The 20,897-nt window shown below is 32.6% G+C and carries 22 protein-coding genes and 1 pseudogene; 11 read left to right on the top strand and 12 right to left on the bottom strand.

Annotated elements, in window-relative coordinates; all coding sequences use genetic code 11:
* From FEF17_RS00115 to FEF17_RS00100, 4 genes are read left to right on the top strand one after another with little or no spacing between them, the layout of a single operon-like run.
* Positions 1–552 carry an RNA polymerase sigma factor gene (locus FEF17_RS00115; RefSeq protein WP_139000343.1) on the top strand — a complete coding sequence of 184 codons (552 nt, stop codon included), beginning with the start codon at positions 1–3 and terminating at the stop codon, positions 550–552.
* Positions 536–1,108 carry a hypothetical protein gene (locus tag FEF17_RS00110; RefSeq protein ID WP_139000342.1) on the top strand — a complete coding sequence of 191 codons (573 nt, stop codon included), beginning with the start codon at positions 536–538 and terminating at the stop codon, positions 1,106–1,108. Before FEF17_RS00115 ends, FEF17_RS00110 begins: the two co-directional genes overlap by 17 nt.
* A gap of 10 nt (positions 1,109–1,118) precedes the next feature.
* Complete coding sequence (locus FEF17_RS00105; protein ID WP_139000341.1) at positions 1,119–2,642, top strand: DUF4097 family beta strand repeat-containing protein; 1,524 nt, start codon at positions 1,119–1,121, stop codon at positions 2,640–2,642.
* Positions 2,643–2,670: 28 nt separating this feature from the next.
* Positions 2,671–3,360: a peptidoglycan DD-metalloendopeptidase family protein gene (locus FEF17_RS00100; RefSeq protein ID WP_139000340.1), complete on the top strand. Its 690-nt coding sequence runs from the start codon at positions 2,671–2,673 to the stop codon at positions 3,358–3,360.
* Positions 3,361–3,389: 29 nt separating this feature from the next.
* On the opposite strand, the gene FEF17_RS00095 is transcribed toward FEF17_RS00100, so the two are convergent.
* The 4 genes from FEF17_RS00095 to FEF17_RS00080 form a co-directional block, all read right to left on the bottom strand.
* Positions 3,390–3,632, bottom strand: a complete 243-nt coding sequence (locus FEF17_RS00095; protein ID WP_170180948.1) for a hypothetical protein — start codon at positions 3,630–3,632, stop codon at positions 3,390–3,392.
* Positions 3,633–4,056: 424 nt separating this feature from the next.
* Complete coding sequence (locus FEF17_RS00090) at positions 4,057–6,333, bottom strand: TonB-dependent receptor plug domain-containing protein (RefSeq protein WP_139000338.1); 2,277 nt, start codon at positions 6,331–6,333, stop codon at positions 4,057–4,059.
* Positions 6,334–6,370: 37 nt separating this feature from the next.
* A complete protein-coding gene (locus FEF17_RS00085; RefSeq protein WP_246046762.1) occupies positions 6,371–7,282 on the bottom strand; it encodes a FecR family protein in 912 nt (303 codons plus the stop codon).
* 180 nt (positions 7,283–7,462) lie between these two features.
* The gene (locus tag FEF17_RS00080) at positions 7,463–7,978 is read right to left on the bottom strand and encodes an RNA polymerase sigma factor (RefSeq protein ID WP_139000337.1); all 516 of its coding nucleotides are present in this window, start codon (positions 7,976–7,978) and stop codon (positions 7,463–7,465) included.
* A 148-nt stretch (positions 7,979–8,126) separates the two neighbouring features.
* Here FEF17_RS00080 and FEF17_RS00075 point away from each other — a divergent pair, with 148 nt between their 5' ends.
* The 5 genes from FEF17_RS00075 (at position 8,127) to FEF17_RS00055 (ending at position 13,591) form a co-directional block, all read left to right on the top strand.
* Complete coding sequence (locus FEF17_RS00075) at positions 8,127–9,890, top strand: hypothetical protein (RefSeq protein WP_139000336.1); 1,764 nt, start codon at positions 8,127–8,129, stop codon at positions 9,888–9,890.
* Positions 9,891–9,914: 24 nt separating this feature from the next.
* Positions 9,915–10,382 carry a hypothetical protein gene (locus tag FEF17_RS00070; RefSeq protein ID WP_139000335.1) on the top strand — a complete coding sequence of 156 codons (468 nt, stop codon included), beginning with the start codon at positions 9,915–9,917 and terminating at the stop codon, positions 10,380–10,382.
* A gap of 181 nt (positions 10,383–10,563) precedes the next feature.
* Complete coding sequence (ffh, locus tag FEF17_RS00065) at positions 10,564–11,892, top strand: signal recognition particle protein (protein WP_139000334.1); 1,329 nt, start codon at positions 10,564–10,566, stop codon at positions 11,890–11,892.
* A gap of 67 nt (positions 11,893–11,959) precedes the next feature.
* Positions 11,960–12,838, top strand: a complete 879-nt coding sequence (gene folD, locus FEF17_RS00060) for a bifunctional methylenetetrahydrofolate dehydrogenase/methenyltetrahydrofolate cyclohydrolase FolD (RefSeq protein ID WP_139000333.1) — start codon at positions 11,960–11,962, stop codon at positions 12,836–12,838.
* Between the two features lie 30 nt (positions 12,839–12,868).
* The gene (locus FEF17_RS00055) at positions 12,869–13,591 is read left to right on the top strand and encodes a YwaF family protein (protein WP_139000332.1); all 723 of its coding nucleotides are present in this window, start codon (positions 12,869–12,871) and stop codon (positions 13,589–13,591) included.
* Between the two features lie 3 nt (positions 13,592–13,594).
* Here the strand turns inward: FEF17_RS00055 and FEF17_RS00050 are convergent, their stop codons facing one another.
* Genes FEF17_RS00050 through FEF17_RS00020 form a run of 7 tightly spaced genes read right to left on the bottom strand, consistent with a single transcriptional unit; the run spans position 13,595 to position 19,123 of the window.
* On the bottom strand, positions 13,595–14,023 hold the full coding sequence (locus FEF17_RS00050) for a VOC family protein (RefSeq protein ID WP_139000331.1): 429 nt from the start codon (positions 14,021–14,023) through the stop codon (positions 13,595–13,597).
* A 3-nt stretch (positions 14,024–14,026) separates the two neighbouring features.
* Positions 14,027–14,785, bottom strand: a complete 759-nt coding sequence (gene rluF, locus FEF17_RS00045) for a 23S rRNA pseudouridine(2604) synthase RluF (protein ID WP_139000330.1) — start codon at positions 14,783–14,785, stop codon at positions 14,027–14,029.
* Between the two features lie 19 nt (positions 14,786–14,804).
* Positions 14,805–15,632 (bottom strand): alpha/beta fold hydrolase, encoded by an 828-nt coding sequence (locus FEF17_RS00040; protein ID WP_139000329.1) that lies wholly within the window; start codon positions 15,630–15,632, stop codon positions 14,805–14,807.
* Entirely contained in the window at positions 15,632–15,994 is a 363-nt protein-coding gene (locus FEF17_RS00035; protein ID WP_139000328.1) for a cupin domain-containing protein, read from the bottom strand. Before FEF17_RS00035 ends, FEF17_RS00040 begins: the two co-directional genes overlap by 1 nt.
* A gap of 1 nt (position 15,995) precedes the next feature.
* Complete coding sequence (locus FEF17_RS00030; RefSeq protein ID WP_139000327.1) at positions 15,996–16,970, bottom strand: YitT family protein; 975 nt, start codon at positions 16,968–16,970, stop codon at positions 15,996–15,998.
* Positions 16,971–16,982: 12 nt separating this feature from the next.
* Positions 16,983–17,537, bottom strand: a complete 555-nt coding sequence (locus FEF17_RS00025) for a hypothetical protein (RefSeq protein WP_139000326.1) — start codon at positions 17,535–17,537, stop codon at positions 16,983–16,985.
* 41 nt (positions 17,538–17,578) lie between these two features.
* Positions 17,579–19,123 carry a helicase HerA-like domain-containing protein gene (locus tag FEF17_RS00020; RefSeq protein ID WP_139000325.1) on the bottom strand — a complete coding sequence of 515 codons (1,545 nt, stop codon included), beginning with the start codon at positions 19,121–19,123 and terminating at the stop codon, positions 17,579–17,581.
* Between the two features lie 103 nt (positions 19,124–19,226).
* Here FEF17_RS00020 and FEF17_RS00015 point away from each other — a divergent pair, with 103 nt between their 5' ends.
* On the top strand, positions 19,227–19,856 hold the full coding sequence (locus tag FEF17_RS00015) for a 7-carboxy-7-deazaguanine synthase QueE (RefSeq protein WP_139002098.1): 630 nt from the start codon (positions 19,227–19,229) through the stop codon (positions 19,854–19,856).
* A 38-nt stretch (positions 19,857–19,894) separates the two neighbouring features.
* Here FEF17_RS00015 and FEF17_RS00010 read toward each other — a convergent pair whose 3' ends face one another.
* Positions 19,895–20,422, bottom strand: a complete 528-nt coding sequence (locus FEF17_RS00010; RefSeq protein ID WP_139000324.1) for a DUF2911 domain-containing protein — start codon at positions 20,420–20,422, stop codon at positions 19,895–19,897.
* Positions 20,423–20,673: 251 nt separating this feature from the next.
* On the opposite strand from FEF17_RS00010, the pseudogene FEF17_RS00005 reads away from it, so the two are divergent.
* Positions 20,674–20,897, top strand: a pseudogene (locus tag FEF17_RS00005) (class I SAM-dependent methyltransferase); the annotation flags it as partial.

The raw sequence follows: 20,897 nt of genomic DNA, 5'->3' as shown, positions 1-20,897 counted from the left end.
ATGTTTCAAGTTGACATTATAGAAAAATGTAAACAAAACAATCGTAAGGCACAAATGCAGTTATACAACCAGTACTGCGATGGAATGTATATTGTTGCTAAACGTTTTTTGAAAGATGCTGCCGATGCTGAAGATGTTGTTCAAGAATCTTTTATTAAAGCTTTCACAAAACTTGATCAATATAAAGCAAAAGTAACTTTTGGGGCATGGTTAAAACGTATTGTTGTTAATAAAAGTATCGACTATTTAAAATCTAAAAAGCAACGTTTAGTTGAGTTAGATGAGGTGCACCTTAAAGTAATTGATACTGCAGATGACGACAAATGGTTAGTAGAAGACGCTATTACATTAAAAGAAGTTAAAGTGGCGATACATAATTTACCAGAAAAGTATCAATACGTAGTGATGCTTTATTTAATTGAAGGATACGATCATCAAGAGATTTCGGAAATTTTGGGGATTTCAGAGGTGGCATCGAGAACTCAATTATCTAGAGGTAAAGCGAAACTTAAAGAACAATTAATACCAAAGACAAATGGCACAGGATATTAGAGATATGTTTAAAAAAGAAATCTCGAGTGATGAGAAAATGCCTAAAAACCATGAGGAAAGATTCCTTATTAAACTAGATGCTGCATTGCCATCAAAACCCAAGCCTAAATTTTATTGGCTCAATATAGCGGCAAGCGTCATTATACTCTTGGGAATCAGTTTTGGTGCATATACCTATTTTCAACCAGAAATAGTTGATACACCTAAGATAGCAACCACAGAGGTTGTTAAAACAAAAACGTTAGGTGATGTATCTCCTGGACTTAAAAAAGTAGAAGATTATTATTTGGCAACTATCAATTTAGAGCTTTCTAAAATGAAGCCAACTTCAGAGACTAAGGATTTGTATGATGGCTATTTGTTGCAGTTAAGTGAATTGAACAAAGAATACGAAAACTTGTCTTTGGAATTAACAGAATCTGGTCCAAGCGAATTAACGGTGAACGCCTTAATTGATAATTTAAAGTTTCGCTTAAACCTATTGTATCGTTTGCGTGAGCAATTAAAAGAACTAGATACTGAAGATACTATATCTGATGTATCACAATCAATCTAAAAATCAAAAAATGAACAAGACAATTATAAAATCGAAACTACTGACCTTATGTTTTCTAATAACAGGAAGCTTAATTGGTCAAGAAAAATTAACCAAATTATCAGAATCTATTAAGGTAAACAAAGATGTGATTATAGATTTGAATACAAGCCACTGTAATATTGAATTTGACACTTGGAACAAAAATACCATTGAGATTGAGGCTTATATAGAAGGAGAAGGATTAAGCAAGGAAGAATTACAAGAAGCGTTAAAAAACTGGGATGTTGATGTTGATGCCGACTCGGATAATGTCACTATTAAAACTAAAGGCAGAGGATATACTACTTGGGCTTATCATGGAGATTTTGATGGTGATGCAGTGAAAGCGGTTTTAGAAGAATTAAAATTTGAATTGGCCGATATGCCTGAAATGAATTTCGACTTTAATTTTGATTCCAATTTCGAAATGTCAGAAATGCCAGAAATGCCAGAAATGCCTGAGATGCCAGAAATGCCTGAGTTACCAGAGTTGCCAGAAGGGTTAAATAAAATCCATTTCGATTATAAAGCGTATGAGAAAGATGGTGACAAGTATTTAAAAGAATACACAAAGCAATTCGAGTCCAAATTCGGAAAAGAATTTGCTGAAAAAATGGAAGCTTGGGGTGAAAAATTTGGAGAACAATGGGGTGAGAAATATGGTAAAGAGATGGAAGAATGGGGCGAAAAGTTTGGTGAAAAGTACGGTGCAAAAATGGAGGCTTGGGGCGAACGTTTTGCCGAACAGATGGAACGTCACGCCGAAAGAACAGAAGTACAAGCGCAGCGTCAAGCAAAAATTCAAGAAGAGCGGGCTAAAGTTAGAGAGAAGCTAGCTCATGAAAGGGAAAAAATGCATGCCGAAAGACAAAAATTGACCGAAAAACGAAGAGACAAAATTGAAAAGTTAGTAAACCATAAAAATAACTCTAAAGTCAAAAAGACGATTAAAATAAAAATGCCTAAAGATGCTAAACTTAAGGTAAATGTTAGACATGGTGAACTAAAGTTTGCAGCGAACATCGATAATTTAAAAGCAGATTTATCGCACACAAAATTTACAGCTCATAGCATTAATGGAAGTTTAACTTCCATTAATGCTTCATATTCACCAATTAAAGTTGTGCAATGGAATATTGGAGAGCTAAATCTCAATCACGTTAGAGATGCCCAGTTAAATAACGTAAAGCAAATGGTGTTAACAGCAAACTCATCAAACGTTGAAATTGAAAATCTATTAGGAAATGCAATTATTGATGGCAGTATAGGAGATTTGAAAATTTATAAAATAGATGATGCTTTCACAAACCTAAATGTTATTCTTCAAAATACTGATGCTGTTATTACATTGCCTAAGGTGAAATACAACTTGCAGTATAAAGGTGATCGAACGCGTTTTTCACATCCACAAAAATTAACAAAAGAAAACACATCTTCTTTTTCTTCAGGGAGTTTAGATTCCGGTAAGACGATAGTAGTAAATGCAAAGTACAGCAATGTAGTTATGCAATAGATTTCTTAGTTTTGAGGAAATACTTAGTATGGACTCAAACGACTTTGCAAAATTTCTTTCCAGAATTTCTTCAACACCTCTTCGTGTTTTAGACACTTCCATTCCAAATTCAAAATATATATATTTAGACTTATCTTACGATAATTCAAATCTTGAAAAAATTGATGCTTCTTCTTCTGAGTCACTATCTAGATTTGTTAATTCTCATATAAAATTACATCATGCACTAGTCGCTTTTGGTGGTTACAATGAAATTCGATCTATATACCAACGTAGTAATCACTTTAACATAAATCAAGAAACCGAACGTAATGTACATTTAGGGATAGACTTGTGGTGCGGAACAAATACGCCAATTTATGCACCAATTGATGCACGGGTACATAGTTTTAAAAACAATAAAAATCATGGTGATTACGGACCAACGATTATTTTGAAACACGTTATAAAGGATGTTCTATTTTATACGCTTTATGGACATTTGAGTATGGATTCTATTTTGAATTTGAAAGTTGGACAGTTTTTTAAAAAAGGAGATTGTATTGCAAGGTTAGGGGATAGTGATGTTAATGGTGATTACCCACCACATTTACATTTTCAAATTATAAAAGATATTGAAAGTTATACTGGCGACTACCCAGGTGTTTGTAGTAAAAATGATTTAGATTTTTATTTAAAAAATTGCCCAGACCCAAACTTGATTTTGAAGTTGGCTTAATACGTTTTGGATTCTTTTTAATTCTAATTTTAGAAAAGTTCTTTGAGATCATCTTTCTCAATATCATTTTCTTTTTTATCAAGCTGTTCAATTTTGAATTTTGGAGTATTGTCTTTCCTGTAAAAGGTTATTGGTACCGGTAAAATAGATGCTAAAGCAATCATAAGTATTAAAGCTATTAGCCTTAAAAGTTTTTTAATCTTCATATAAATAATAATTGGGACATCAATAGTTAGATGTGCAATTGGTAAACTAAACATGGATATTGCCAATATGGCAATAGTTAAAGGACAGGGTATTACTTTATGAAGTTGTCTGGTAAGTTGCTACTATGTTGCTGAGCAATAAGATTTTGCTCAAGAATTGAATTAAAATTTACTAGCTGTAAATCGGAAACGTGTAAACTGTTTAATTTTATAAGTATATTGAAATTACATGAAGCGATTAAGCATTTGAAATCAAAAATCAGATACTTTTCTAAAAAGACCTTATTCAAGTTATTAAACAAAGCAGCTTTATAACTAATAATTTGTTTGAATGAGCTTGGTTTGTCTAATGCTAGCTCTATTTGTAAAGGTTCACATTTTGGTTGTTTTGTATTAAAACCATAACTAGAAAACAAAATTGCTAACAGCAAAATTATGAATGATGATTGATGTATGTTTTTATCTAAGAGCACGATACAAAGATAAAAAACTAAAAATCAATTCTAAAACTTAGGTTGGGAGTAATACCAAGTGATTGGTTTTCAATGGTATTTATATTGTTGTCGTCATCTAGCGTATGGTAAATATTGATGACATTCTTTTTATCTAAGACATTCCAAACTGAAGCACCAAGATGAGCTTGAAGGCCATCACTAATATTAAACGCATAAGTTGCAGAGCAATCGGCTCTCATATAATCGCCCAAATTACTACTATTTGGTGATTCGTAATTAATTTCTCTGGCGGCGGCCGAATCATTTACATCAATATAATCTGTAAAAGGTCTTCCAGAATGCCAATTAAACCCAATGGCGAGCTTTAATTTGTTTTGCGTATATACGCCTCCAAAACTTATAGCATGAGTAATGTTTGCATTATTAGGAAATGAAATACCACTGTTTAAATTATTAAATGTGTAATCATTTTTACTAAAAGAATAACTTAGCCAAGTGCTAAATAAGTTTTGAAATTGTTTATTTATTAAAACATCAACACCTTTAATCTCATAACTTCCGATATCGTTTACAAATTGAAATTGATTTTGAAAACCCTGACTTCTACTCGTAATACCATCTACTTTTTTAATGTATCCTTCTGCGCTTAACAGAAATTTATTTTTATTGTAATGTAGCCCAACCGAAGCTTGTTTGCTTTTTAAAACAGGGACATTGGAGTCGTTGGATAAAACCCATCTTCGCTTTTCTATACCTAAGAAATCGTTTTGCAAATCGATGATTTGTGATGTGGTTTGACTTTTAAATTCACCAAGTACTTCAAATCTAAAATTATTTAAAAAACGTTGACTAAAACTAAGTCTTGGTTCGACTAGTATTTTATTGAACTTATCAAAGTAGTTTATCCGGGTTCCTAGTTTTAATCTTGTATTACCATTATTAGATAAAAAATCACTTTCTACATATCCGGAATTGCTTCTCACTACTTCTTTTATATAGCTTCTAAATTCAGGATTATTAACATCTTCTAAATTGCTAATACCAACTTCGGTGAATTGATACCCAGTATTTATTTTAAGATTTTGATTCAAACTATAATTGATATCTAAGCGCAAAGAACCATCATAGACTTCATTTTCTTGAATTAAGCGCTGGTCATTAATAATGTCGAAATTTGTAGCGTCTAAATCATAATTAGATAAATACAATAATACTGTAGTTTGTAGTTTATCACTCCAATCCCTAATATATGTAAGTCCAGTTGCTAGGTTTTCTTGTAGAAGACTGCTGTTAAGAGCTTCACTTCGGTCGTTAATCGTTGAACGTTCTTCATAATCAAGACTGTTATTAACGCTTAAAAAGTTGAGTTGCAGTCTGTCTTTTGATGTAATATCATAAAGGAATTTCACTGTGAAATCATAAAAAGAGAACTTCTCATTATTAGTAATGGTTGTTTCACTTTTTTGATTAAAATCGGAATCTTCAAAAACTCGTTTAAAATATTGATCGTAAGTTGGTGTAAGTATCAAATCGGTTAACGACCGTCTTGCAGAAAGCTGAATTTCGGTATTTTTTGAAGTTGGTATTTTAGCATAAACATCTCCGTTTATCAAGTTGAATCCGCCACCAGCTTTGAATTCATTGCCGATGGTATTAGACAGACGCATATCTATAACGCTTGATAACCCTTCTCCATATTTTGCACTGGTTCCATTTTTAGAAACGTTAACCGATGTGGTTGTATAAGGGTTGAAGGCTGAAATAAGTCCGAAGAAGTGCCCAGATTGATACATTTTTATGCCATCCCACAAAATTAAGTTTTGATCATGTGTACCACCACGAACATTAATGTTAGACACCGTTTCATCTATACTTAATATTCCAGGTAGTGCTTGAATGGTTTGTAAAACATCAGGTTCTATCAAACCTGGAAGTATTCCAAAGGTTTCAGGCTTTATTCTTGTGGTACCATCGTTTAGCTGATTAAGACCAGTAGTTAAATAATTTACAACAACGACTTCTTCTAAACGTTGCGTGTCAAAATCATTATTTGTAGAATCGGAATTCTTCTCTGTAATAACAATAAAACGATTATCGAGTAATTGGAAGTTTAAATTTGTCTCAGCACTTATAAAATTTAAGATATCCGTAAGTGTTAAATCCCTTTCAGGAAGCTTTAGTTTAATAGTTTTAACTACTTCATCAGCATAGGAAAATCGGACTTCGTATAAATCCTCTAAAACAGTTAAAATTGAAGCAAGGTCTTGCTTTTCTTTTTGAACGTCTTGAGCATTTAGGTAGGTAAAGTTCAAAAAAAATAAGAAATAAAAAAGATAATGGAGTCCTTTACTACTCACGCTTTAAGATTATAGTATTATTTTCTTTGGTATAAGTTAATTGTAAAGGTAATGTAATGTTTTTTAATGCCATTTCTAGGTTGTCGTGAGCAAAACTACCTGTAAATAATTGGGTGCTATCCACATTTATTAGTGAAAAGTCTACGTGATATTGTCTTTCAAATTCTGCAATTACCGTTTTAAACGGCATACTTTTAAACTGGCTTTCGTTATTTAACCACGAAGGTGTTGAGCGGTTTTCTTTTTCTTTAGCAATAATTTTCCCATCTATAATTAAAAAACTGTCGCCAGGTTTTAATTTCGTTTCATGAGAATTATGGGTAACCCCAACTAAACCTTCGTAGCAAATAACCTCAAAATAATAGTCCCGTTGTTTTACATTAAATTGAGTACCATAAACCGTTACGGTTCCTGATTTTGTATTAACTTTAAACGATGACCCTTTGGCAACTTTAAAAAATGCTTCACCATTAAGCTCTACTTCGCGTTCTTGTTTCCAATCTTTTTTATTAAAAGCTAAAGTAGATTTTGCATTAAGTGATACACTTGAGGCATCGGGTAATTCTATAGTCGTTTTTTGAGCAAATTCTGTCGAAATGGTTGTGTCTAATGTAGTTGTATAATAGTATAAACTAAAGCAAACAGCAAGTATCGCTGCAATACGCATAAATGGTTTTAACCAGTTATTTCCGTTTTTATTAGGTTGAATAGCAGGATTTTTAATTGCAGATAAAACACTTTCAAGTTCTTGTTTAGTGTTGTATTCATCAACCTTAAAAGCTTGTAAAGAGTCATTTAACTTAACTAAATCATCATAATCTTCAAGGTTTTTAAAGGCTTGAAGCTCTTGATCATTTAGATTGTTATCTAACCATTTCGATATTAAAGTTTCTCTATTCATCATTTCGTATTCAACTATATAACAAGTTACTTTTATTTTTTCCTACCCTAGTAATTAATTTTTATTTCAAAAACTTAAATTTTAGTATTCTGTATAAAAATGTAGTTACTAAACAACAAACAACAAACAACAAACAACAAACAACAAACAACAAATAACCAACAACCAACAACCAACAACAAGCTACAGCTCTTTAATTTCTAATCTCAATTTTTTTAGGGCTCCATAAATTCGTTTTTCAACAGCTTTAGTGGAGATATCTAAAATCTCAGCTATTTCTTTAAAACGTTTACCTTCTACTCTGTTCATTAAAAACGCTTCACGTTGGGGTTTGGTTAAATTAGCAAGTGCGTTTTGTAATTTTTCCATATACTCATTTTCCTGCATTAAAAATTCAGGACTCTCATTAGTATGCATTTTGGGTTTTGTTTGTTGGTGTTTTAAAACCACTTTTTGGTGAGCTACTTCATTTAACATTAAATTATTTGCAGTAGTAAACACAAAACTCTTGGCCTTATCTGGAGAAATTTTAGCACAATTCTGCCAAAGTTTAATAAAAGCTTCTTGTACTTTATCTTTAGGATTTAAGAGATCACCAAACTTATAATATAGGAAGTTATTTAGGTCTTTGGAATATTTATTAAAAATAGACGAAAACAAATGTTCCTCACAAATATTATCATGCAGTTGTTTACTCATAGTTAGTGGTAGTTGGAGCCACTAAAATAAGGTTTTTTGAAACTCAGAATTTTAATTTTTTTGATTTTTTTTTAAGAAGAGGGGTAGGAATTTTTGAAGTTATCATGTTTTATCAATAAAAGCTATGTTTAACCCAAATTCAATTATTATGAAATCTTTAATGAAAACCCTACTTATTTTACCTTTTTTCGCCCTTTTAATGTTTACGTCGTGTCAAGACGAGGTAACAGAAATTACAGAACCAAATGAAGCAGAAGCACTTGTTGCAGACTCCAACTTAACAGCAATCGTAAGTGCTACTGCTAAATTTGACGGTTCTAAAGACAATATTATAGATAAAGCAAACTGCTTATCTGTAAACTTACCAGTAACTGTTGTGGTTAATGGTCTTGAGATTATTATAGATTCTGAAGAAGACTATAAAACAATCGAGGCTATATATAATGAGTTTGAAGATGATGAAGATCGTTTGGATATTTTATTTCCTATAGTAATTACAAACGAAGATCATGATGAAATCTCAATTAACAGTGCAGCAGAATTGGAAGAATTTGTTTCCAAGTGTAGAGGAGAAAACGAAGAAGATGACGATATAGAATGTATCGATTTTAAATTCCCAATTTCGTTTACTGTTTATAATCCTAACTTCCAGGTTATTGATGTTATTACTGTTGAAAACGATAGAGAATTACACGGTTTCATAAAACGTGTTATAGATGCAGAAGTTTTAGCTAGTCTTAACTTTCCAGTAACTATGATTTTAGCTGATGGTACAGAATTAACTGCTGCAGACAATATTCAATTAGAAAGAATAATTGAAGAGGCAAAAGACGCTTGCGACGAAGATGATGATAACGATTATGGAGACGACGATTTCACAAAAGAGCGTTTAGATAATTTATTGAAATCTTGTCCTTGGGTTGTATATGAGTTCGAAAGAAATCAAGATAATCTTAGAGAAGTTTATGTAGAGTATGTAATGACTTTCCAAGAAGATAACGTAGTGAAAGTTCGTAAAAGAAATGGAGATATACTTACTGGAACTTGGACAACAAGAGTTACTGATAGAGGAGCTTTAATTAAATTGGAATTTGAAACTCTAGTTGACTTCACATTAGAGTGGTTTGTATACGACCTTGAACCCGGTAAAATTAAATTATACCAGGAAGGTGGTAATAAAATTATCTTGAAGAAAAACTGTGATATTGTTGATATTACAAAAGAGAGAATTGAAAATTATTTAAAAGAGTGTTTTTGGAGAGTTACACGTTTAACTGTTAATGAAAATGATAATGAAAAAGACTATATAGGTACACCATTAAAATTCTTTGAAAATAACGTAGTTAAGATTCGCGTAAATGGTGAGTTTATAGCAGGTACTTATGATATATTAGCCTATAATACTGCTGGTTTTGTATTGCAAATTAACTTAGAAGGCAGACCTAATTTACAGTTAGAATGGTTTGTTACATTCTTAGAACCTGGTTTAATTAAATTAGAGTCTTTAGGAAATAGAGATAATAAAATGGTATTGAAAAGACATTGCCCTGATGGTGATGAGGATCTAAACTATGTTGGGAACGTACTTATAAGTGGAGAATGGGAAGTAGCACTTTATAAAGAGGATAATGTTGATAAAACTGACGAGTTTTTCATGTATGCCATTAGTTTTCTCGAGAATGGATGGATAAAGGTAACCGATCCAAATAATGGAATTATTGATGGTTCATGGTTAGTTTTGAGAGATGATGGATACTTGAAATTAGCACTTAATTTTGGACTTGAAGTTCCATTTGATGAGTTTAATGATAGATGGAAAATCGTTGAAATTACAGAAACACGAATAGAACTTCTAGATATTAGCGGAGGAGATGGTTCTCAAGATATATTAGTGCTTGAGAAAAAAACATAGTATTTAAATAATAATTATATAACAATGAAAAAGAATATTAAATTCAGCTTATTATTAGTTTCATTTCTAATGTTACTATCGCTTAGTTGCTCGTCAGATGACAGTACGAATCAATCGGATAATTCTTTGGAAATTCAAAATATTAAAAATACAGTTACATCAGGTTCATGGTCATTAACGTATTTTTTTGATACAGACAAAGAGGAGACGAGTAATTTTAGCGGGTATAGTTTTACATTTAATAGTGATGGAAAACTAATTGCCATAAATAGCTCTGTAACTATAGAGGGTGATTGGTCTGTTACGGATAGTAATAGTAACGATGATAGTAGTGATGACATTGATTTTAATATAACTTTTTCGGCTCCATCTAATTTCCAAGAATTAAGCGACGATTGGGATATTATCTTGTATTCTTCAAATAAAATTGAGCTTATTGATATTAGCGGGGGTAATGGAGGTACAGATTATCTAACCTTTGAGAAATTATAATAAAATAGTCTATATATTGAAAAGGAAATAAGATTTTTGGTTGGTTAGTTAATGTTTCCTTTTAAAAGGCTGTCAATTTATATTTGACAGCCTTTTTATTTATGTTTTTTTAGTCAGTGAGACTTCTATAATAGCTTCCAAATCATTAAATTTGCACTTCTTAAAATTTCAATGAAAAATTATGTTTAATAATTTAAGTGATAAATTAGATAAGGCCTTACACGTACTTAAAGGACATGGCAGTATTACAGAGGTAAATGTAGCCGAAACCTTAAAAGAAGTCCGTCGTGCTTTACTAGATGCCGATGTTAATTTTAAAATAGCAAAAGAATTTACCAATAGGGTTAAGGAAAAAGCTTTAGGTCAAAATGTTTTAACAACATTACAACCTGGGCAATTAATGGTTAAGATTGTTAAAGACGAATTAACACAACTTATGGGAGGTGATGCCGAAGGCATTAATCTTTCAGGTTCTCCAAGTGTTATTTTAATGTCTGGGTTACAAGGGTCTGGGAAAACGACTTTTTCTGGTAAACTTGCAAATTATTTAAAGAACAAGAAAACAAAGAAACCATTATTAGTAGCTTGTGACGTGTACCGTCCTGCTGCAATAGATCAATTACATGTTGTTGGTGAACAAATAGGCGTTGAGGTTTTTAGTGATCGAGGAAATAACAATCCAGTAGCTATTTCTCAGGCAGCCGTTGCACATGCAAAAGCTAATGGATTTAATGTTGTAATTATAGATACCGCGGGTCGTTTAGCTGTAGATGAGGCTATGATGACCGAAATATCGAATATTCATAAAGCAATAGAGCCACAAGAAACACTGTTTGTTGTAGATTCTATGACAGGTCAAGATGCGGTAAATACAGCTAAAGCTTTTAACGATGTCTTGAATTTTGATGGCGTTATACTTACTAAATTAGATGGTGATACTAGAGGTGGGGCTGCTATATCCATTAAATCGGTGGTTAATAAACCTATTAAGTTTATTGGTACTGGTGAGAAAATGGAAGCCATCGATGTTTTCTATCCCGCTCGTATGGCAGACCGTATTCTTGGAATGGGAGATGTTGTTTCCCTGGTTGAACGTGCTCAAGAACAATTTGATGAAGAAGAAGCACGTAAACTTCAGAAGAAGATTGCTAAGAATCAATTTGGGTTCGATGATTTCTTAAAGCAAATCCAGCAGATAAAGAAAATGGGGAACATGAAGGATCTTGTTGGGATGATTCCTGGTGCTGGAAAAATGATGAAAGATGTAGATATTGATGATGATGCTTTTAAAGGAATTGAGGCAATTATTCATTCTATGACGCCTAAAGAAAGGTCTAATCCTTCAGTTTTAAATGCTAGTAGAAAAAAGCGTGTTGCTAAAGGGTCTGGAACTTCGGTTCAAGAGGTTAATCAGCTTTTAAAGCAATTTAACCAAATGAGTAAAATGATGAAGATGATGCAAGGTGGAGGAGGCAGAAAGATGATGCAGATGATGAAAGGGATGCGTTAATCTTGTTAAAAAATTAAAAGTGTCATGCTGAGTATAGTCGAAGCATTTCTAAACCAATAAGTATCAAATGACAATTTTAGACGGAAAAAAAACGAGTGGCGATATAAAAAATGAAATTGCAGAACATGTTCAAGCAATACTTTCCAAAGGTGAGAAAGTTCCTCATTTAGCAGCTATTTTAGTAGGTTCAGATGGAGCGAGTATGACTTATGTGAATGCTAAAGTAAAAGCATGTGAACGTATTGGTTTTAAGTCTACATTAATTGAATTACCAGAATATACTTCAGAAGAAGAATTACTTGAGAATATCCATGAATTGAATACTAATGATGATATTGATGGGTTTATTGTACAATTGCCTTTACCAGATCAAATAGATGAGCAAAAGGTATTAATGGCCATAGATCCAGATAAAGATGTAGATGGGTTTCATCCAACAAATGTAGGAAGAATGGCTTTAGATTTACCTACCTTTTTACCTGCTACACCATATGGAATCATGGAGTTATTAGAAAGATATCAAATTGAAACTTCTGGAAAGAACGTGGTGGTTATGGGTAGAAGCCATATTGTAGGCCGTCCAATTAGTATTTTAATGAGTCAAAAAAGAAAAGCTGGAGATGCAACGGTCACAGTTGTTCATAGTCGTTCTAAAAATTTAGAAGAAATTACACGAGGTGCTGATATTATTGTGGCTGCTATTGGAATTTCTGAGTTTTTAACAGGTGATATGGTTAAAGAAGATGTCGTTATTATTGATGTTGGGATTACACGTGTTCCAGACCAGACTAAGAAAAATGGTTATAGACTTGCTGGAGATGTGCACTTTGAAAGTGTAAGTAAAAAAGCAAGTTATATTACACCAGTACCAGGAGGAGTTGGGCCAATGACGATTGCGATGTTGCTTAAAAATACTTTATTGGCTAGAGAAAGGCATACCGCATAGTCTTAAAAATAGATTTACTTAAATTGCATCATGAATTTTTTTATTTGTAATGCAATTTTTTTATTGGCTAAAGTTAGCATAGGAAGTCTTCAGCATATATTGCCAATTATAGTTGCTTTCATAATTGCAATACTATTCATAACCTATTTTAGAAATAAGCCAAACAAAATTCTACAACACAAGGCTATTCATATTTTCGCGTGTTTTGTAAGCGCTTTAGTTATTATAAACGATACTTACAAAATCAGTTCTAACGATTACGATTTATCAGTAGATTTACCTTTTCATTTATGTAGCTTACTTGCTCTTTGTGCACCAATATTTACCTATTATCGGAAGTACTGGATCTATGAAATTATATTATTTTGGATTGTTGGTGGTACGCTACAAGCCGTCATTACGCCAGATGTTGTAAACGATGTTTTTTCGCTGGACTATTACAGATATTGGTTTGTTCATTTGGGCTTATTGATTATTGTCTTTTATGCCACATTTGTATTTAATATGCGCCCAACGTTTAAAAGTGTGATAAAATCATTTTTGGCATTACAGGTTTATTTAATTATAATGATTGGGGTTAACTTTATGTTTAAATCAAACTATTTTTATTTAAATGCAAAACCTGAAACGACTTCATTATTAGATTTTTTTGGAGATTGGCCTTGGTATATCTTAGTTGGCCAAATAATCATCATACCATATTTTTTATTAATCTATTTGCCTTTTTATTTAGAAAAAAGAATCAAGTCTTAACACTTACTTGGCAAACAATTGTGAAGCATCTCTAAATGCTTTAAACTCCAATGCATTACCTGAAGGATCGTAAAAAAACATTGTGGCCTGTTCTCCAATTAATCCTTCAAAACGGATGTAGGGTGCGATTACAAAATCAATTTGTTTGGTTATCAATTGTACCGATAATGAATGAAAATCTTCCCAACTTAAAACCACACCGAAATGTGGAACGGGAACATCTTTTCCATCAACAGGATTGGTGTGTAATGATTCTTCAGAGATTTTTGGCTGATAATGAATGACAAGTTGATGTCCAAAAAAGTTAAAATCAACCCAGTGGTCGCTACTTCTGCCTTCTTCACATCCAAGCGTGTCTCTGTAAAAACTTCGACATGCTTTTAGGTTGTTAACAGGAATAGCCAAATGAAATGGTTGAATGTTCTTTTCCATTTTTTAAATTGATTTAAATTTTCTTGTAAATGGTTTATGGGTTTTAGTTGAGGTTTCTATTAAATTATGAAGTTCATTTAATTCAGAACTTGTTAGTTCTCGATGAGCACCAACTGGAACGTCTAAATTGATATTCATTATACGAATGCGTTTAAGTGTTTGCACTTCATAATTTAAATAGTCGCACATGCGTCTAATTTGCCTGTTAAGTCCCTGAGTGAGGATAATTTTGAATTGAAACTTCCCTGTTTTTTTAACAATACATGGCTTGGTTGTTTTTCCAAGATCTTTAAGAGGAATACCGTCGGACATTCTTTTAATAAATGTTTGTGAGATAGGTTTATCTACTGTTACTAGGTATTCCTTTTCATGATTGTTACTAGCCCTTAGAATTTTATTTACAATATCACCATCATCCGTTAAAAGAATTAGACCTTCACTTGGTTTATCTAATCTTCCAATTGGGAAAATGCGCTTAGGATAATTTATAAAATCGATAATATTATCTTTTTCAACTCTTGTGTCTGTAGTGCATACAATGCCAATTGGCTTGTTAAAAGCAAGGTAAATAAAAGACTCCTTATTGTTTTTTATAATGTCTCCATCGACAGCAACTACATCATCTGGAACTATTTTCGTTCCCATTTCTGGAACTTCTCCATTAATGGTAACTCTGCCTGCTTCAATAAGCCTGTCAGCTTCGCGACGTGAACAATATCCAATTTCACTTAAAAATTTGTTGATGCGTTTCAGTTCTGTCATATGTCAAAAATACAATAAATTAAGTGCTTAAAAAGTCTGTAATATGCTCGTAGACATCTTCACATTTAAGTTTATGACCAAGTCCTTTCGTTTTAATGAGTTCAGATTTTTTTAAATGCTTTTTAAATTCTAAAGCATCAGAGTAAGGTATTATATTGTCAAATCTATCGTGAATTATTAAAACTTGAGCTTCTATGTTTTTTGAAAAGTTTTCGATGCAATAATAACTTGGTAAATGACCATAAGTTTTAAGACAATATTGATTCATAGCTTGAGCAATTTTTTCGTTGTAACCCATCATTACAATATACCTTTCAAATAAACCTTTAAAATTTGATGGTGCACCCAATAGAACTAATTTTTTTACAGACGGTAACTGATATTTAAATTGAGTAATCCCGCTGGCAACACCACCAACAGAGTGCCCAATTATAATGTTCGCTTTAAATTTTTCAGCCGCTTTGTTAATGCAATCTGCATATTCTAAAGTGTTGAAAGTGCTATTTCCAGATTGCCCGTGTGCGGGACCATCAATAGTTACGATATTATAATCTTTGGTTTTTAATATTTCTACTAAATCTTTCCATCGAAAAGAATTACTTTCCCATCCATGAACTAATAAAATAGTTTCCTTTTTTCCAGGCCATCTGTAGGACATTAAGGTATAATCTAAAAACGGTATTTCCTCCTGAAATCCAGTGTTAAGATAATCTACTGCTTCATCATCAAGCTTTCCTTTTCTGGGTGTTGAAAATATTTTCATTGCTAATGTTGCAGCATGCTTAGCTGAAATAAGACTAATAAGGTTTACAACTAAACCTATACTTTTTGGAATTAACTTGCTCATTAACCTTCTCTATGTACTGAGTTAATAGAAAAAGCAGGTGTGCAAATAGCAATATATTCGCAGACTTCGGTGAATGGATTTGAATATTGAACCCTAGTATTTCTCTCTATCTTTATAGATTGACCTGCTTCTAAGACCACAATATCATTTTCAATTATGAACTGTTTTTTTCCTCTTATAATAAAAGTATATTCGTCAAATTCAGGAGTTTGAAAAGGTTCACTCCATCCCGCAGGAGCTTTCATATGCGCGATACTTATTTCGGAATTCTTATCGCTAGCTAATCCAAAATGCTCTTTTATTACCTTACCATCTGCAGTTGGCACTACAAAAGGATTATCTTGAATTTTATATTTTTTCATTTTAATCTTTAAACGGTTTGCGCTTAATCATACCTCCTTTTATGTCTTTAACAATACCCATTATTAAAAAGACTTTACGATCTATTTTATCAATTTCAGTTCTAAGTCTTGGCAATTCTAAACGGGTCACAACTGTATAAATAATGTCCCTTTCAGCACTTTCCCCCTCTTTGCCATATCCTCCTTTTCCTTTGTAAATGGTACATGCACGCCCTAATTTTTTAATTAGCATACTTTTAATCTCTTCATGCTTGTCAGAAATAATTGTAAGCCCAACATATTCTTCAACACCTTCCACAACAAAATCAACTGTTCTTGCTGCTGCGAGATATGTTAAAATAGCATAAAGCGCCGTTTCTACAGAAAGAACATAAGCACCGAAGGAAAAAATAACAATATTTATAATCAGTAGTACATCCCCAACTGTAACTGATAATTTTCTGCTTAAATAAATAGCTAATACTTCTGTACCGTCTATAACGCTTCTCCCTCTCATGGACATTCCTATGCCAAGTCCTAAAAAGAAACCACCAAAAATAGCAATAAGCAATTTGTCTTCGGTAATCTTAGGGTAGTCAACATAGTGGACTACAAAAGCCAAAAACGTAATAGCCATAATACTTCTTATGGCAAATTTTAAACTTATAGTTCGAGATGCTAAAATGATAAAAGGAATGTTCACCAAAACTAGAAGAATACCCAATTTTAAGGATGTAATATTTTCTAATAAAAGTGAAATTCCTGTAGCGCCGCCATCAATGAAATTATTTGGTAATAAAAATCCCTTCAGTCCAAAACCAGCTGAAAACACACCAATGACAATAAAGAAGTATTCGCTAACAGTATGCCTTAATTCAACATATAATCGTTGTGCTAGAGGAATAACTTGTTTTCTGCTAACTGGTTTGTTAGTTTGGTTTTTTTGTAGTCTTTTACGAGCTACATCAATAAGTATTTTAGATAAGAAAGGATTCAATATATGTTTTGATTAGTGCCAGTTTATAAAAAAGTATTTAATTTTTGCATCATCCGGGATATGTGTCTCTTCAATTGTTAAATTCATATCAAAACGTAGGTTTGCGGGTAGTTCTTTCTTATCAATAGTAAATGAAGCATTTATATCGTTCACAAATACAACAACAGAGTTAATAAGATTATTAATTCTAGAAATTTTATACGCTGAGGTAATATCTTTAAAGGAGCTTAAAACGGAAATGTTTTTATCCGTTTTATATCTAGAATCAACAATTTGAACACTCTGAATAACCGAGGTAGAGTCTAATGATTGTCTAGGTGATAGAGTCAATAACTTAATGCCACTTTTTTCATAAATCTGGATGCTATTAATATCGCCAGCAAATTCATCACCTGCGATAAATCTAGCAATTGAGTCATTTGGAAAAATATCTTTTAAGTCTTTAACTTGAGTTGAATCGGTTAATAAACCCACATGATATTTACTGATAATAAAAGGGTCTTTTTCGTTTTGACAGCTTACAAATAAGATGATAGATACTACTAGAGCTAGGAATGTTCTGTTCATTAATAGAAAATAATTTAAAATTTATTTTAAGTTTTCTCGTGTTATTTTTTCATCACCTTAGTTAGTATACCAAAAACACTCCTAATAAAAGTGGCACTAGTTAAAACTTTAACTATGGGATTCATGCGTGTACTGCTTCTTCTTCGGGTAGATGTTGTTTTATGTTTAGACTCAGCTTTTTTAAGAGCTTCTCGTTCTTTTTTTGCTTGTTCTTTGGCTTCTTCTGCTTCGGCTTTTTCAATTTTTTCATTAAGCATCTCGTAGGCACTTTCTCTATCAACTGTTCTGTTGTATTTCTTAACTAGTTTTGATTTTGAAAGTAGTTCGCCTAATTCTAAATCGGTTAAAACATCCATTCTGCTCATTGGTGCACGCATCATAGTTGCTGCAAGGGGAGTGGGTCTTCCTTTTTCATCTAAAGCAGAAACTAATGCTTCACCAATACCAAGTGAGGTAAGAACATCTGTTGTATTATAATAGTCTGAATCTGGGTAGTTTTGAGCAGTAAGTTTTATAGCTTTTCGGTCTTTAGCTGTAAAAGCTCTAAGTGCATGTTGCACTTTCAAACCTAACTGGCCAAGAACAGCCTCAGGAACATCGGTTGGGTTTTGTGTTACAAAATATAAACCAACTCCCTTACTTCTAATTAATTTTACAATACTTTCAATCTGGTTAATTAATGGTTTGGAAGCTTCATTAAAAATTAAATGAGCTTCATCTATAAACATAATAAGTTCAGGTCTGTCGCTATCGCCTTGCTCTGGGAATGTAGAATATATCTCAGCCAAAAGGCTTAACATAAATGTTGAAAAAAGTTTTGGTCTATCTTGAATATCGGTAAGTCTTATAATATTTATGTATCCTCTGCCATCTTCATCAATTCTTAATAAATCTTGAGTGTCGAATGAAGTTTCACCAAAGAATAAATCGGCACCTTGTTGTTCTAATTCAATAATTTTTCTCAGAATAGCACCGGTTGAAGCTGTAGATATGCGACCATAGGCTTCAGTAAATTCCTGTTTACCTTCATTAGTGGCATAATGAAGGATTTTCTTGAAATCTTTTAGATCAAGTATTGGTAGTTTGTTGTCATCGCAATATTGAAATAAAACGGCAATAACACCAGATTGTGCTTCTGTTAAATCTAAAATCCGAGATAATAAAACAGGCCCGAATTCACTGACGGTAGCTCGTAATCGCACACCATCTTGTTCTGATAAAGTTAAAATCTCAACTGGAAAATTTTTTGGTTCAAAAGGCAACCCTATTTTTTCATGGCGCTCGTCAATTTTAGGATGACCAGGACTTGGTTTAGCAATTCCACTTAAATCACCTTTAATATCCATTAATAAAACTGGGATACCCTTATCACTTAAATTTTCGGCAAATACTTGTAATGACTTTGTTTTTCCGGTACCTGTTGCGCCAGCTATTAAACCATGACGATTCATAGTTTTAAGCGGGATTTTTATGTGTGCACCAGTAACCGTTTCACCATCCAACATAGCTGCACCAATTGGGATAAAATCACCCTTTGTTTTGTTGCCTTCGGTTATATGATTAAAAAATTCTTCAGTTTTACTCATGGGAACTAAATTTTGATAAAAATAACCATTCTAGGTGAATTCAAATGAACAAGATATGCAAAACTTTGAACAATTAACTAGCAAAGAGTTATCTTTGCCCACTATGAATAAAGAGTTACAATTATTGGTCGATAAGGGTGAAATGTTGCCATTAATGGAAGAGTTTTATACTATCCAAGGTGAAGGTTATCATAAGGGCACTGCCGCATATTTTGTGCGTATTGGAGGCTGCGATGTTGGGTGCCATTGGTGTGATGTAAAAGAAAGTTGGAATGCTAATATACATCCACCAACTGAGACTTCTAAAATTGTAGCTAATGCTAAAAAGTATAGTGATACCATAGTAGTAACAGGAGGTGAACCCTTAACTTGGGATATGACGGCATTAACTTCACAATTAAAAGCTGAAGGGATGCAAGTGCATATTGAAACCTCTGGGGCCTATAAATTGACTGGTTATTGGGATTGGATATGTCTTTCACCAAAAAAAATGAAATTACCAACACAAGAAGTTTATGAAAGAGCAGATGAACTAAAAGTGATTGTTTATAATAAGGATGATTTTCGCTTTGCTGAAGAGCAAGCAGCTCAGGTAAATAAAAATTGTATTCTATATTTACAACCAGAATGGAGTAAACGTCATAAGGTTGTACCAGATATAGTAGAATATGTCATGGCAAACCCGAAATGGAAGGTGTCTCTACAAACACATAAATATTTAAATATACCATAAAAAAAGCCTTGAATTTTCAAGGCTTTTTGATTCTATAATTATTTACTGAATGTTACAGAAACTCGTGTTGTTCCCCATCCAAAGTTTAAATTGCCATCAGAAAAAGCTATCGAAAACGCCTCAAGGGAGTCGCCAGTGCTTACTGGAGCAGTAACTCGAATAACATCATTTGCTTCGTTATAGGAATAAGCTCCCCATAAATTAATATCTTTATTTAATATAATAGTCCATTCTTTTTCACCAGGAATAGTAAACAAAGAATACTCTCCAGCCGAAACAGATTTTCCACCAATTTTTACATCATTATACAACGTAATTGAAGGTGCTTCATTAGCTCCAGTTCTCCAGACTTTTCCGTTAGGAGCTAAAGAACTTAATGCTCGGCCTTTTAGTTGTGGTCTACTATATACTATTTTTGCAATCGCAGGAGCACTTCTTGATGTTTTGTAAATTGCTGCATCCATTGGGCTTTTATCTAAACCACTAAACTTTTGTGCATCGATGTTAGTACTCAAAAGCATTATAAATGCGAAAACGAAAGTTGAAATAAATGTTGATTTTTTCATAATATTTTAAATTTTAGATGCTCCTAAGTTAAAGGTAAATTGTCTTAAAGTTTTGGTAAAAAATGCTAAACAATGTTAAAGTAGTGATTTATTTAGCTTAACGGTGATATGATTTTATTTTATTTTTTGTTTCAAAGGGTCTTAATACCGACCCATAATTTTATTACTTCAAGCATTATGTTTAAAATCATGTAGCCTTTATTCAGGGCGGTTAATGATTAAAAACTACAGTGTTGTGCATGGTTCGTTGAGGAAAATCGCTTTTGCATTTGCAATGTCATTTTGGTCAGGATACATTAAGTTGGAGTAGGATGGGAGCAAAATGTTTAGGAATTGATTTGAGTGACCAAGGTATTAAGCTTGCGAAGCATTTAAATGACGATTTAGGTTTAGATGCCGATTTTTTGTGTTGTAATGTGTTAGATACCTCAAAATATGTAAAAGACTCCTTCGATATTGTTTATACCAGCTACGG

Origin of the sequence: Hyunsoonleella aestuarii (assembly GCF_006148925.1) — a bacterium.
Lineage (GTDB): Bacteria > Bacteroidota > Bacteroidia > Flavobacteriales > Flavobacteriaceae > Algibacter_D > Algibacter_D aestuarii.
The sequence above is the reverse complement of the archived record's forward strand: the minus strand, read 5'-3'. Positions and strand labels throughout refer to the sequence as shown.